Here is a 15,865-nt window from a genome sequence, read left to right as displayed (position 1 = left end):
CTCTATAGCCAGAGCCTTGCTGCTTGGTGTTCTGGGAAGTGAAGAGCCATGGGGAAAGCTTCCGGCTGTAAAATTTTTATGTCCTAGCCCAGGGTATGACAGGCACTTTGCAATTTGTGAATTGTTTGGCATTGAAATGATTACGATAGACCTGAAGCATGACGGTCCCGATATGGATACTGTTGAAAAGCTGGTTGCCGAGGATGAAGCTATAAAGGGTATCTGGTGTGTTCCGAAATATAGTAACCCATTTGGAATTACATATTCCGATGAGGTTGTTGACAGGCTTGCCAAAATGAAGACAGCAGCTGATGATTTCAGAATATTCTGGGATAATGCATATGCTGTACACCATCTAACGGATAAACACGATCAGTTGAAAAATATTCTAACAGCTTGCAAGGATGCCGGCAATGCAGATCGGGTATTCATGTTTACTTCCACATCTAAGATCACATTCCCAGGTGCTGGTGTTGCGGCTATGGCAGCAAGTGAAAACAATATAAACTTTATACGAAAACAACTATCGATTCAGACTATCGGTCCTGATAAAATAAATCAACTGCGTCACATAAAGTTCTTAAAAAATATGAAAGACGTAGAGGCTCAAATGAAAAAACATGCTGCGATAATCGGACCAAAATTTGATGCAGTTCTTGAAATATTAGAAGCAGAACTTGGCGGGAAAGATATTGCATGGTGGAATAAGCCAAACGGCGGATATTTTATTAGCCTGAACACCATGGAAGGATGTGCTAAGGCAGTATATGAATTAGCAAGTGAAGCAGGAGTTACATTAACCAAGGTTGGTGCTACCTACCCTTATGGGAAGGACCCAAAAGACAGAAATATAAGAATAGCACCTACTTTTCCGACATTGGAAGAACTTCGCAAGGCTATAGAAATCCTTTGCATATGCGTACAGATTGTAAGTGCTCAAAAGGTATTGGCTGCAAAATAAAATTATCTTGATTTGTTTAAATAACTTTAATATAATTGTCTTTGGATTTCTGAAGAAATTCAGAACTTCCTAATATCAATCTCATATTCATGAATATCTTGGCGGGGGCATATACCCCGCACTTTTTTTGAAATATTTGATGTTAATAAATTTGTTTGTTTCCTAAATTATAAAGGTTTAGTGATTAATATATAGATTTAAGATAAAAAAATATGTATAATAAACAATGTTAAAGCTTACAGGTAAATAATTAATAATTAACATAAATACTGAATTGGAGGTAGAAACAGTTGAAAAATACTTATGAAAGTCCTTTTAATGCAAGATATGCAAGCGAAGAGATGCAGCAGCTTTTTTCACCAGATATGAAGTTCAGAACATGGAGAAGGCTCTGGATAGCACTTGCTGAAGCTGAAAGAGAATTAGGGCTCAATATCACGGAAGAACAGATAGAAGAACTGAAAAAATTCAAGGAAGATATAAACTACGAGCTCGCAGAAAAAAAAGAGAAAGAGTTCAGACATGATGTAATGGCTCATGTTCATGCTTATGGCGAACAATGTCCTTCTGCCAGAGGTATTATACACCTGGGCGCCACTTCCTGCTATGTGGGCGACAATACGGATATAATAATAATGACAGAAGCATTAAAGCTTGTAAAAAACAAATTATTGAGTACTATAAAAAAGCTTTCTGAATTCGCAATGAAATATAAGGATATGCCGACGCTAGGATTTACACATTATCAACCGGCTCAGCTTGTGACAGTTGGAAAAAGAGCTACACTTTGGATACAGGATTTGCTTATTGATCTTGAGGATCTGGAATTCTTGTTGTCAAACATGAAATTATTAGGCTCAAAGGGCACTACAGGAACACAAGCCAGCTTCTTAAGCCTGTTTGACGGTAATCATGAAAAGGTAAAAAAGCTTGAAAAACTTATAGCAGAAAAAATGGGGTATAAGGATGTTTTCCCTGTATCAGGACAGACATATACAAGAAAACTTGACAGCAGAGTACTGAATGTATTAAGCAGTATTTCACAAAGTGCCTATAAATTCAGCAATGACATGAGACTTCTGCAAAGCATGAAGGAAGTTGAGGAACCCTTTGAAGAAAAACAAATAGGCTCATCTGCAATGGCTTACAAAAGAAATCCTATGCGAAGTGAAAGAATTTCCTCACTGGCACGGTATGTAATAGTAGATGCTCTAAACCCGGCTATTACTGCTTCAACCCAGTGGTTTGAAAGAACACTTGATGATTCTGCAAATAAAAGAATAAGCATACCCGAGGCATTTCTTGCTGTAGATGCTATATTAAACATATATATAAATGTAGCAAGCGGTTTGGTAGTTTATCCAAAGGTTATCGAAAAGCATGTAATGGAAGAGCTTCCGTTTATGGCAACAGAAAACATAATGATGGAAGCGGTAAAACGTGGTGGAGACAGACAGGAACTGCATGAAAGAATAAGGGTTCATTCGATGGAAGCAGGTAAGCAGGTAAAGGTTGAGGGGAATAAGAATGACCTTATAGAAAGAATAGCAAGGGATAAGATGTTTGGAATGTCCTTGGAAGAAATACAATCTGTTCTTGATCCCCAAAATTATGTAGGAAGATCACCGGAACAGGTAGAAGATTTTATTTCAGGATATGTAAATCCAATTTTAAGTAAAAATCAGGTCGGGGATATAAACGTTGAGCTGAAAGTTTAATCATAAAAGGATTTAATGAGAGACCAGAGCGGATAACATTGCAAAATCCATGTTATCCGCTTTTTTGTTTAGAAAAATTTTAGTGATTTTTAGTGTAAAAAATTGCATTATAATGTTGAATTATTTACAATTATATTGTAAAATTAGTTACGATGTAATAATGTCATGTGATGATTAATAGTATTGTTTTGATAAAAGTGTAAAATATTAGGTAAGGATTCTATAAATTTGTTTTAAGATATTTTGTGTAGGCATAAATGAGAATTATTAGGGTTGGTTAATAGTATTGAATATAAAACCTGGTAGCAAGAACTGCTACTTTTATTTATGATCATAAATGAGGGGGAAGCAATCTGTGATAAATAAATATAGCGATGTACCTTTATATTGCCAACTAAAAAGCCTTATAATCAAAAATATAGAAAGTGGCCAGTATAAAGAAGACTCAAAGATACCTTCCGAGCAGGAACTGTGTGATTTATTCAATATCAGCAGACCAACTGTCCGTCAGGCAATTAGTGAACTCACTAATAATGGCTATTTATATAAGGAAAAAGGCAAAGGTACATTTGTTTCAAAATCAAAATCACGGATTGATATAAAAAATTACTCTGGCTTCACAGATTCAATTCTGGATAGTCAGGTACCCGGTGAAAAGGATATTATATCGGTAAACATAGTAAAAAATACTGACTTTCAAAGGCTTGAAGAAATATTCTCTATTTCAGCAAATAATAAGATTGATTTTGCGGAAATCAGTTATGTATCCAGATACAATGGCGAAGTATTTTCATTGAATACTTCATATATACCATTAAGTCTGTTTCCGGATATAGTAGAAGATATTAAGGAGCGTAAGCCTTCTTACGATATTTTGAGAGGGAAATATCCATTTATACCGGTCAAATCCAAGAGCACTCTTGAAATAGTATTCACAGTACAGAGTGATGCACAATATCTTCAAGTTCAACCCGGCCAGGCGTTGATAAGGATAGAGAATATTTTGCATTCAAAGAGTTCACAGGCAGTAGAGTATGTGGTAGCAAAATACCGTGCTGATAAATGCAAGCTGATATTTGAACACGCGAAGTAAAAATGTAAAAGTGTTTAAATTTCAACAGGGTGTCAAGAATAAGCACTGAATTAGACATTCCTCAATAAAAAACTTTCGAGAAATTGCAGTGTAATAATACCAGGCTACACAGTTTTTTATTCGTATAGTACTTATAACCTGGTAAACATAATTACAAGGAGCTGTTGATGGAAGCACTGATATTGGATTTTATAAATTATGTATTGGAAAGAAATGTTTTTCTGGTTTATGTGATATTTTTTATTTCATCAGTATTACAGCTAGTGTTCCCGCCATTCCCCTCTGATGTTGTGCTTGTCTTTGAAGGATATATAACTACAATAAGTAATTCTTTCGGTTTTGTTCCGGTTCTTTTGAATGCAATGACCGGTACTTTCGTAGGCTCACTGATTGTTTATGAATTCGGGCTTCGTAAAGGAAGTGCTGTTTTTAACTATAAGATAATAAAGAGATATATAGATGAAAAGCATAGAAAGCGTACAGAAAGAATTTTTGAAAAATACGGGTCATTCGCAATCATAGTAAGCAAATTTGTTCCGGGTGTAAACGCAATAATGCTTCTTTCTTCCGGGATTTTCAAAATGAAGGCGCGGATTGTCTATCCTTCCATTTTCGTTTCCGTATTGATACATCATATTCTGGTACTTATGCTTGGACGCTTCCTTGGGAATAATCTGGGATATGTAAAGGATATTTTAAAAACATATAATGGAGTTGTGATTATTCTTATAGCTATAGCTGTCTTGTGTGCAGGAATTTATTTATTAGTAAAAAGGAAAAAAGTAAAAGGTTGACCATAAGGTGTCTAGTAACAGTATATTCTATATATGCTGTTTTTTATTGCCTAAATTCAGTCATGTGTAGAAGAAACACCTTTATTCTGATAAAATTTAGAAAGAAAATGTTTGGACTTTAATATTTAGATATATATTGAGAGGGTTTATGAAAAAAATATTTCTACTAATTATTCCTCTGATACTGACATCCTGTTCGGTACAGCAAGGCGTACTTGAAGAAAAAGAATCCGCAGATATGAAAAGCACTATAAGTAATCCGGATGTCAAAGACAATAATGTGAGTATAAACAGTATAGTAGCATCATTAATAAACAAGGATGGAAAAACCATAGAAGAAAGATTTTTAGTACCTGAAGGTTTCAAGAGGACAAAAAACGATGCAGCTTCATTCGGACAATATCTGAGGACACTTCCTCTTAAACCTGACGGTTCAAGGGTATACTATTTTAACGGGGAAGAAAAAACCAGAGAAGTTTACGATGCAGTAATAGATATGGATATAGGGAAAAGAGACCTTCAACAGTGTGCGGATGCAGTAATGCGTTTAAGGGCTGAATATTTATATAAGAACAAACAATACTATAGAATTCATTTTAACCTGACAAATGGATTTAATGCAGAATATGTAAAATGGAGGAGTGGTAAAAGAATAAAGTTCGATAAAAACAACAGGACTTTTTGGGTAAACAAAGAAGACAATTCCGATAACTATAAGAGTTTTAGAGAATATCTGGATTTTGTATTTGCTTATGCAGGAACCTTATCCCTGTCAAAAGAGCTTAAAACGGTATCTGTGGAGGATATGCGCATAGGGGATGTATTGATACAGGGGGGAAGTCCGGGACATTGTGTGATTGTTGTGGACATGGCTGAAAATGAAGCGACGGGAGAAAAAGTCTATATTTTTGCCCAGAGTTATATGCCTGCACAAGATATACAGGTACTAAAGAATAATGAAAGACCTGAAATAAGCCCTTGGTATTATTTAAAAGGCAGTGAAGAAATATTTACGCCTGAGTGGACATTTAAGACAAGTGATATAAAAAGATTTGAAGATAAATAAAGAAAAAAATCGAATTGTTATATTTTTTTAAGAAAAATGTAACAAAAATCCTCTCTTAATAGTATATAATTTAGATATGTAAATGCATTTATTAACATTTCAGGGAGGATACATATGAAAAAAAATTTCCGTATAATCGCGGGAGTATTTATACTGATACTTATTACATCTATCTGTTTCAACATAGTACTGGCTGTACCCGAAACAAATCCGGACCCTGGTTCTGATCAAGACCCTCTGGTATCACAAAGTTATGTTGATTCGCTTATGGCAAAGTATGAAAATGAAATAAAAGCTTTACGTGAAGAAATAAAAACCCTGAAATCTGATACGGGGTCTCAGTCAAAGACACTTGAAACCGTATCTGTTAAAGCTGGACAAAGGATTTATGCAAAATCAGGCACTGAAATCATATTAAAATCTGGAAAAGCTATTGCAGTAAAGGGTAAGAACGGGGGACTCACTGATACAACCTCTGCAAAAGAACTTGGAAATGGAGCACAGATATCAATCAATCACTTGCTTATTTCCCCGCAAGATGACGGAAGAGGTTTAAAGACTTCAACCAACTGCTGGATTCTTGTAAGCGGAGCATATACAATTCAAGGATTATCGGATGAAGAGATAAAAAACACGGAAAAAGAAAATCCTCCTGTTAAGGAAGATACTGCAGCCTCAACAAAGGGAAAGGTTACGGCAAGTGCTTTAAATATACGGGAAAATGCAAATACTACATCTAAAGTAGTAGGAAAACTGACAAAGGACGAAGTAGTAACTGTCTTGTCAAAGAATGGAGAATGGTATAAGATTAAAAACTCAAAAGGTGTAACCGGCTGGGTTTTAGGAAAATATATAAAGACATGATCATAAATTAATATTTGCTTGATGAGCCAGTATCTATAAGCTTGTGAGTATGAGCTTAAAGATACTGGTTTTTCTTTTTAGTTTGTTCCTGTAAATAAATTCACTATATAGGCATTTTTTCAGAAAGGCAGATAAAATGAGTTTATTTATGGATGATATAGCATTAAGCGTTTTTAATATAATTCTCAATCAGTAATAAACTTTTTACAATTAGTTAATATTACTTGCAGGAGGTAATTTGCATGCAAGATAAAAGTAAAACTTTAAAAGAAATTCTGTTTCATACATTAGATGAAAAAACAACCCTTGAGAAGCTTGAATCGAGTCTTGACGGGTTATCTGAACATGAAGCTGAAGAAAGGGCAAGTATATACGGCACTAATGAGTTGGAAGAAGGCAAGAAGAAATCAATAATCATAATGTTTTTAGAACAGTTTAAAGATATTATGGTTATTGTATTATTGATTGCTGCCTTGATTTCAGGACTAACACACGATATTACAGACTCATTCATTATTCTCGCCGTTGTAGTAATTAATGCCATTCTTGGCGTAGTGCAGGAAAGCAAAGCGGAAAAAGCATTGTCTGCGCTAAAAAAGATGTCTTCACCAAACGCCAGGGTAAAAAGAGACGGAACTGTAAAGCAAATAAAATCTGAGAGTATTGTTCCGGGAGATATAGTTTTACTGGAAGCAGGAGATTATGTTCCTGCCGATATGAGGCTGCTGCAGAGTGCAAGTCTCAAGATTGAAGAAGCAGCACTTACAGGAGAATCCGTTCCTGCAGAAAAAATTACTGTAAAAATTGATAAGCCCGATCTTGTAATAGGTGACAGGAGAAATATGGCATATACAGGGAGCAGCATAACTTACGGACGTGGAATGGGTGTGGTTATGGCTACAGGAATGGAAACTGAGGTAGGAAAAATTGCAGGACATTTGACCAGGTCAGAAAATCAGCAGACACCCCTACAGAGAAAGCTTGCAGAACTGAGTAAATACCTTACGATAGGAATAATACTGATATCGGTTATTATTTTTGTGGCTGGAATTGTACAGGGAAGAGCGTACCTGGATATGTTCCTGATAGCTATAAGTCTTGCTGTTGCGGCTATACCGGAAGGCTTGCCCGCAGTCATAACGATTGTGTTGGCATTGGGTGTACAGAAAATGGCTAAAAGAAAAGCAATAATTCGTAAGCTTTCAGCTGTAGAAACATTGGGTAGTACGGAGATTATCTGCTCGGATAAGACAGGAACTTTGACACAGAATAAAATGACTGTTAAGGAGGTATATGTAGGCAGCAGGACTAAAAAGGCAGAAGAATTGAGTGAAAATGACGGAAATGCTTTATTGTTCATCCAGTCTCTTGTACTTTGCAATGATTCGAAGCAAACAAAAACAGGTAAAGAAAATGTAGAATTTATAGGTGATCCGACAGAAACTGCTCTTACTAGCTTCGGGCATTACAAGGGGTTTTTAAAAGACCGTGTTGAAGAGCAAATTCCCAGGATCGGTGAAATACCTTTTGATTCAGAAAGAAAACTAATGACTACAATAAATAGGTTTGCTGACAAGCAGAGAATTATTACTAAAGGCGCACCAGATGTACTTCTGGAAAGATGCAGCGGTATAATGGAGGACGATGGTAGTGCTGAACCTCTTACAGATGAGCACAGGAAAAGAATAAGCGAGGCAAACAGGGAGATGGCAAGCAAAGCCTTAAGAGTATTGGCTGTAGCTGTAAGAGAATCAGTGGAATTACCTGATAATCTGTCGAGTGAAGTTATAGAGAGAAATTTGAATTTTCTTGGACTGGTAGGAATGATAGATCCGCCGCGTGAAGAAGCAAGAGATGCTGTACGTATCTGTTCTGAGGCTGGTATAAGACCAATTATGATAACGGGAGATCATAAGGATACTGCAGCAGCCATAGCAAAAGAGCTTAATATAATCCAAAGTGAAGAACAGGTAATTACAGGCAGTGAACTAAATACTATAAGTGATGAAGAATTTAAGGAAAAGGTAAAAAAGTATTCGGTTTATGCAAGGGTATCACCCGAACACAAGGTAAGAATAGTAAAGGCATGGAAACAACATGACAAAATCGTTGCCATGACAGGAGACGGTGTAAATGATGCACCTGCACTAAAAGCTGCTGATATAGGAATAGGAATGGGCATAACGGGTACTGATGTAGCAAAGGGCGTATCAAACATGGTTTTGTCGGACGACAATTTTGCTACAATTGTAGTTGCTGTGGAAGAAGGCAGAAAGGTATACAGCAATATGCGTAAAACGATACAGTTTCTCCTCTCTTCAAATCTTGGAGAAATAGTTACCCTGTTTCTGGGTACTATGTTGAACTGGACTGTACTGCTTCCGATACACATTCTTTGGGTAAATCTTGTCACGGATACTCTGCCGGCTTTAGCACTGGGTGTGGAAGCTGCTGAAAAGGATATAATGAAGAAAAGGCCGAGAAAGGCGAAAAGCGGCTTTTTTTCTGAGGGCTACGGAATAAGTATAATATATCAGGGCATATTCAAAGGACTGCTCACTCTATCAGCCTTCTTTCTGGGCTTGCAGCTATACACACAGGAGATTGCTACAACAATGGCATTTACAACACTTGGATTAATACAGCTGACTCATTCATTAAATGTAAGATCCAATGAAAAATCTCTATTTAGAATAGGAGTATTTTCAAACACATATCTGATAGGGGCTATAGCAATAGCGGCATTTCTTCAACTGATTGTAATAGTAGTTCCTTTTTTTAGAGAAATATTCAAGGTGACCAGTTTGAATACTGAACAGTGGCTAATTGTGCTTGCAGCTTCGTTTACCATAATTCCTGTAGTCGAAGCAGTTAAAATTGTACAGAACAGAAGGCAGCGGGAAGAGGTTTGATTTATAGTCTGATATTGAAAATAAAAACGAACTGTCCGGTATTGTAGATGACCGGGTAGTTCGTTTTTATTTTACCTGTATTTGTTTACAGTTTGTTAACATTTTTCACACTAGTCCATCACATTCATGATATATCATTGTTTTAGTCATATTGTAAATTTAGTATCGAACTCTTCTAAATCAGCTGTTTGACAAATCCAGGCGCATCAAAGATTGGCAAGGAGGGCTATAATAGTGGAATTATACTCAAATCATAAGCTAAATAATAATCTTTTAAGAAAAATTAAAACTAAGCCGGTTATCATCGGTGTGATTTGTTTTATCTTAATTACAGCAATAATCGTAGCTCTGGTGCTTAGATTCGGTTCCGTTAAGACTGCAGCTATAGAGCAGCGAACCGAAAAGGTTGTAAAGGGTAGCATTAGTGTTTCTGTAACAGGATCCGGTCCTGTGAAATCTTCCAATGAATCAGAGGTAACATCGGCTGTTTCAGGTAAAATCACAAAAATCTATCATAAAGAGGGAGATACCGTAAAAGCCGGTGAATTACTGTTTGATCTTGATGATTCCGATGCAAGATTGAATGTAGAAAAGATTAAGAATAGTATAGCGCAGACCCGGCTAACAGCTGACAGTAATGAAAAGGGGATGAATAACCTTATTGTAAATGCTCCTTTTGATGGACAGGTAACAAACGTTACCTTCTCCAAGGTTGGTGATGAAATTAATAAAGGTGCAACAGTGTTAACAATAACTGATGTATCCAAGCTGAAGTTAAGTGCGTCATTTAGCGGAGCTATCATACAAGAAATCAAGACTGGTCAGAAAGTCATTGTAAATGTGCAGGACTTAATGCAGTCAGTCGAAGGTATTGTTACATACATAAGCAAAAACCCTTCTACTACAAGTACAGGAGGAGCCGTCTATGATGCAGAAATCACACTTTCAAACCCCGGATCACTAAAGGCTGGTATGGGTGCAAATGTAGAGGTTGAAACAAAAACAGGTTCGCACACAAGCACAGGTACCGGAAAATTGGAATATGTAAACTCACAGGTAATAAAATGTGATTCCGGTGGAGTAATAGAGAAAATCACTGTTAAAGAAAATCAGTTTGTTAGTGCAGGTCAGTCACTTATACAGTTCAGGAATGATGACCTGGAGCTTTCTGTTCAGACTACAGGCTTAAAAATACAGGACTTGAATAATCAGCTTGCTGCCGCAGAAAAACAGCTGTCGGAATATAAGATTTATTCGCCTATAGATGGGGTAATAGTATTACAGGACATAAAAGTCGGAAATTCCGTGAAACCTGCTGATGTACTCACAACAATAACAGACCCGGGGCATATGGAATTTAGTGTTTCTATAGATGAACTTGATATAGCAAAAATAAAGGTCGGACAAAAAGTAAACATAACAATTGCAGCATTACCTGAAACATTGTTAAAGCCCATTGGTGGCCAGGTTTCAAAGATTGCAATTCAAGGTACATCATCAAATGGAGTAACTACTTATCCTGTGACTATAAAGGTCAATGAAGCAGCCGACTTAAAAGTTGGAATGAATGCTGACGCAGAAATCATGATAAGCGAAAAAACAGACATACTGGTGGTTCCCCTTGAAGCTGTTCAAAAAATGAGAAACAGAAGCTTTGTAATGGTAAAGGAAAAGGAAGGAAATTCAGCAGATGGTGCTGTTGAGAAGAGCACTGATGCAATAAGTGATGGAAACAGAATCAGAAGAAACAATTCAGGAAACAACAGTAATGGAAATGGCGGAGGAAGAAGGAATTCTTCAGATAGTGCCTCAACAGGTACAAATTCCGGTAATTTTGCTGCTGGAATCTCGAGAATGAATCCAGCTTATGCACAGTATTATTCTAATGCCGTTATGAAGCCTGTTGAAGTAGGAACAAACAATGACCAGTATATTGAGATAGTCAGTGGTCTAAATGAAGGAGACGAAGTTATTTTACCACCTTTGGCCAATAGCTCTTCGCAGAATAATATGCAAGTCCGAAGCAACATAGGCGGCATAGGTGGTATGGGAGGCTTAGGCGGTGGTTTTGGCGGAAATCCCGAAAGAAATAGAAATAATACCCAAAGTAATAATTCTTCGGGTGAAAGAAAATAACGCCGGGAGGACATTATGATACATATATCAAATATGTGCAAGATATACCGGATGGGTGACAATATGATAAAGGCTTTGAATAATGTTTCACTGCAAATAAACAAGCACGAGTTCGTAGCAATAATAGGCCCTTCCGGATCAGGCAAGTCAACGCTAATGAATATGCTTGGATGTCTTGACACTCCAACGTCAGGTACATATATCCTTGATAATTTTGAGGTGAGCAAGCTAAATGACAACCAGCTTGCTGATATAAGGAACAATAAAATCGGTTTTATATTTCAGGGCTTTAATCTTCTCCAAAAGCTTACAGCACTGGAAAATGTAGAGCTTCCATTGATATATCAGGGGATAGGAGCAAAAGAGAGGCATAGAAGAAGCAGTGCTGCCCTGGAAACTGTGGGTCTTGGTGAAAGAATACATCACAAGCCTACAGAACTATCAGGCGGACAGCAGCAGAGGGTAGCAATCGCAAGAGCTTTGGTGAGTGACCCACCGATTATCCTTGCCGATGAACCTACAGGAAACCTTGATTCAAAATCCGGTACCGAAATTATGAGAATCCTAAAAGAACTTCATGATAAAGGTAATACTATTATTCTCATAACTCACGACAACAATATAGCTAATCAGGCTAAACGTGTGGTGAGAATTCAGGACGGAGAAATCATTGAAGACAGGGAGGTGGGCTGATTGAGCTTCTTACAGGCCTTTAAGATGGCTATAAAGAGTATACGGAGCAATAAAGTCCGATCATTTCTTACAATGCTGGGAGTAATAATAGGAGTAGGTTCTGTAATATCAGCTGTGGCCTTTGCACAGGGAAGTACAAAAAGCATAACAAGCTCTCTTGAGGAAATGGGAACAAATCTTATACAAATATCTATTGTTGGTAGGAACAGTAATAGAAATGTTACATATACAGATCTGCAGAAATTTGCAGAAGAAAACAGCAGTGAAATTACTGCCGTAACTCCCCAAATAAGCTCCAATGTGACTGTAAAGGCAGGAACAGACAGTACGGATACTTCCATGGTTGGAACCAGTCCTGAATATGAAACAATAAGGAGCAGACATGTTCAGTCCGGGCGTTTTCTCCTTACTCTGGATAATGACTATAGGCAGAAGGTAGCGGTAATAGGCACGAGGATAGTAAACGAGTTGTTTGAAGGGAGAAATCCTCTGGGACAGAATATAAAAATAAACGGACAGGTATTCAAGGTGGTGGGTATACTTGAACAGAAAGAAAACGGGCAGGATCAATCTATTGATGATCAGGTGATCATTCCTGTTACAGTGGCGCAAAGACTGAGCAAGGAGGCCAATATAAGAAACTTTGCAGTTCAGGCAGCTTCACCAGAAGTAGTAGAAAATGTGATGGAAAAGCTTAATACATTTTTAACCAAAATCTACAAAGATGAAACAACATTCAGAGTATTTAATCAAGCACAGGCTATTGACATGCTTAACAGCATAACAGGTACGTTAATGGTGGTTCTTGGGGGTATAGCCGCAATTTCTTTAATAGTAGGAGGTATCGGGATAATGAATATTATGCTGGTATCAGTTACGGAAAGAACAAGAGAGATTGGTATCCGCAAGGCTATTGGAGCGAAGAGAAAAAATATTATGATACAATTTCTGATTGAGGCAATAATGGTTACGGGTATAGGTGGGTTTATCGGTGTAATTATAGGCTTGTCGGTAATTAAATTTGTAATAGGCGGACTTAAAATTACTACACCTGTATATTCTACATTTTGGGTTGCATTATCCTTTGGAATTTCGTTGCTGGTAGGAGTGATATTCGGAATGTTTCCGGCTTATAAGGCTGCGAAACTTAACCCTATTGAAGCACTCAGGTTTGAATAATGTCACAAAATAAAGAAAACAGATAAAAAGACACAGGAGGATGTGAAGATGAAAAAGATAATGTCACTGGCCTTGGTGATGGTGCTGATATGTATTTCAACTATTGCATATGCAGACTTTAGAGATATACCTCAAAATGCAGCTTATACAGAAGCTGCAAACAGACTTAATTCTCTTGGCATAATACCTGGCGCGACAAAAGATGCTTATAAGCCACAGGAATACATAACAAGAGAATTATTTGCAGTTATTATGGTAAAAGCAACGGGACTTACCGATACTGCAGATTCACTAAAAGGTTCAACAATATTTCCTGATGTTGATCCAAAAAGTTCATCTTCGGGATACATAGCTCTGGCAGTTGAAAAAGGTTATGTTCCGGGGATGCCCGATGGCAGGTTTCAGCCTAAAGCTAAAATTACATTTGCACAGGTATGTACTGCTACAGTAAGGGCTTTAGGGTATACCGACCAGGATGTTACAGGCTTGTGGCCCAAAAACTATATAGAAAAAGCAGCAAAGCTGGGACTGACTGAGGGTATTAAGCTAAAAAGCAGTGACAGTGTTGAGAAATGGGCTTTAGCACTGATGATAGACAGACTTTTAGATACGAACATAAAAAAGATAGGCTCTGCAGAAACCGATAAAAGTTTTGCTGAAGCATCGGGTTTGTTTACTCAATGCATAGTATATGCAAACTCTGCTATATCGGATAAACTACAAGAAAATCAGGTAATGACCGACAGAGGTATATTCTATCTGAAAAGTAAAAATATAAAGCTGGAACTTGGAAAGACTTACAGATTGGTTTTTGACGGTGATACAATCAATGCTGCCTATGATAGCTCAAAAACTGTTGAAAACATATCTGTAGATAATATAGTAGAAACAAGGATTTCATATAATTCTGGAGAAGAGATAAAATACAGGACACTGCCCAATAATACTGCATATTACTATCAAGGTGTAAAACAGCCGTATGAAAACTTGAAAAACATAATAAAAACCAGAAGCTCGCTAGTATTTACATATAACAAGAACAAAACTGGCTATGAGTATGCAGTGATTTTTGACCCAGTGTACAGCAAGCCTGAAGTAGCAAAATCTTTTGACCCTTCAAGCAAAAGACTCGGTTCCATCGACTTGTCCGGTAACATCACAGTAGTCAGAGACGGGACTTTGTCAGATATAACATTGATTCAGGAGAAGGATGTAATATACAAGGTGTCAGATATCTGGAACAGGTATAGCTATATACTTGCACTTAACAAAAGAGTGGGAGGGAAAATAACAGCTATACTGCCTGATAAACTTTCGCCAAAGACACTTCAGATTGACGGTATAAACTATGAGTTCGACCAGAGTATTGAGTATAACAAGCTGAACTACACACCAGGGTCATTTAATATAGACGATATAATAGTTGCGTTACTTGGCTACGACGGAAAAATAGTGGCACTTGATTATCCGGGGAGTGAAAATAATTCAGACTATGCTTTGGTACTAAACAGCAGCAATAAGGTGTCTTCAAATAATAACGGAACGGTTAATTTTACCTATTATGCTAAACTTCTGACAGCAGATGGGCTGACAATAACATACGATGTAGGTTCTGATGCGTCGCAGTATAAAGGCAAACTGGTGAGGTTTACAAAGATAGACAGTCAGAAGGTTAAGCTTGAGCAGTTTGTTTACAATTTCCCCAAAGGTCTATATGTAGACAAAAAGACCAGAAATATTGGAACAAGCTATGTAGCGGATAATGTAAGGATATTCAACATTGTTTCCAATGATGCAGGGGTTGATGTGCAGGCAAATCTGCTTGATTTTGGGGATTTACCGGAGGGTGCAATACCTGATGGCAAGGTGTATTTCATAAATAAGGCAGGTGCTTTTGAAGATATTAATGTATTATTGACAGATGATTTGCTGAATGAAAAATACAAAACTGCTGTAATAAAAAGTCTGACAGTAACTAAAAATCCAAAAGGAATATATTCCTACAATTATACTCTACTTGTGGATGGTAAGGACTATCAGTATAGTGAGTCGTATATCAACGATAGCAATATTGGTTCAGTTGTAAAAGTTAAGATGTCGGAAAAACGCATAGAAACCATAGTAGATAATAAGTGTAAGAATGCTGATGTATCAGGTACTTCGGTACAGGCTTTTGATTCAAAACGGATAAAGCTAAACGAAAAAACATTGTGGTTCAATAAAAACATAACCGTTTACTTCCTTGACTATGCAGGCAATCTGACACATAAGAGTTTGGCAGATTTGAGTGCAAATGTAATGTATGGTACTGTTTCCGTTTACCTTGACAAGCCGGTTGAACAGGGAGGAAAAGTAGAAGTGATAATAGTTAAGCAATAAATAAGCAGTATATGTTTTTATAGATGATAGGAACCAGAGTGTTATTTGGTTCCTATCACCTTATCTGGGG

General features: G+C 37.1%; 11 protein-coding genes. All 11 read left to right on the top strand.

From position 1 onward, the window contains the following. Positions 1-961 (top strand): aminotransferase class I/II-fold pyridoxal phosphate-dependent enzyme (locus tag N3I35_19035; GenBank protein MCX8132176.1); only part of this gene is annotated, 961 nt, incomplete at its 5' end. Positions 962-1,251: 290 nt separating this feature from the next. After that, on the top strand, positions 1,252-2,679 hold the full coding sequence (purB, locus tag N3I35_19030) for an adenylosuccinate lyase (protein ID MCX8132175.1): 1,428 nt from the start codon (positions 1,252-1,254) through the stop codon (positions 2,677-2,679). Between the two features lie 355 nt (positions 2,680-3,034). Further along, positions 3,035-3,772: a GntR family transcriptional regulator gene (locus tag N3I35_19025; GenBank protein ID MCX8132174.1), complete on the top strand. Its 738-nt coding sequence runs from the start codon at positions 3,035-3,037 to the stop codon at positions 3,770-3,772. 167 nt (positions 3,773-3,939) lie between these two features. After that, entirely contained in the window at positions 3,940-4,566 is a 627-nt protein-coding gene (locus N3I35_19020) for a DedA family protein (protein MCX8132173.1), read from the top strand. Between the two features lie 148 nt (positions 4,567-4,714). Beyond that, complete coding sequence (locus N3I35_19015) at positions 4,715-5,632, top strand: DUF4846 domain-containing protein (GenBank protein MCX8132172.1); 918 nt, start codon at positions 4,715-4,717, stop codon at positions 5,630-5,632. Between the two features lie 114 nt (positions 5,633-5,746). Next, the gene (locus N3I35_19010; protein ID MCX8132171.1) at positions 5,747-6,496 is read left to right on the top strand and encodes an SH3 domain-containing protein; all 750 of its coding nucleotides are present in this window, start codon (positions 5,747-5,749) and stop codon (positions 6,494-6,496) included. Positions 6,497-6,738: 242 nt separating this feature from the next. Next, positions 6,739-9,408 (top strand): calcium-translocating P-type ATPase, SERCA-type, encoded by a 2,670-nt coding sequence (locus N3I35_19005; GenBank protein MCX8132170.1) that lies wholly within the window; start codon positions 6,739-6,741, stop codon positions 9,406-9,408. A gap of 234 nt (positions 9,409-9,642) precedes the next feature. Then, a complete protein-coding gene (locus N3I35_19000) occupies positions 9,643-11,544 on the top strand; it encodes an HlyD family efflux transporter periplasmic adaptor subunit (GenBank protein ID MCX8132169.1) in 1,902 nt (633 codons plus the stop codon). A 15-nt stretch (positions 11,545-11,559) separates the two neighbouring features. Further along, entirely contained in the window at positions 11,560-12,237 is a 678-nt protein-coding gene (locus tag N3I35_18995) for an ABC transporter ATP-binding protein (GenBank protein MCX8132168.1), read from the top strand. Continuing rightward, positions 12,238-13,416: an ABC transporter permease gene (locus N3I35_18990; protein MCX8132167.1), complete on the top strand. Its 1,179-nt coding sequence runs from the start codon at positions 12,238-12,240 to the stop codon at positions 13,414-13,416. 48 nt (positions 13,417-13,464) lie between these two features. Next, positions 13,465-15,795 carry an S-layer homology domain-containing protein gene (locus tag N3I35_18985; protein ID MCX8132166.1) on the top strand — a complete coding sequence of 777 codons (2,331 nt, stop codon included), beginning with the start codon at positions 13,465-13,467 and terminating at the stop codon, positions 15,793-15,795. Positions 15,796-15,865: the final 70 nt, after the last annotated feature.

Source organism: Clostridia bacterium, assembly GCA_026414765.1.
GTDB lineage: Bacteria > Bacillota > Clostridia > Acetivibrionales > DSM-27016 > SKW86.
Note: the sequence above shows the minus strand (reverse complement) of the source record. Positions and strands in the feature narration are given on the sequence as shown.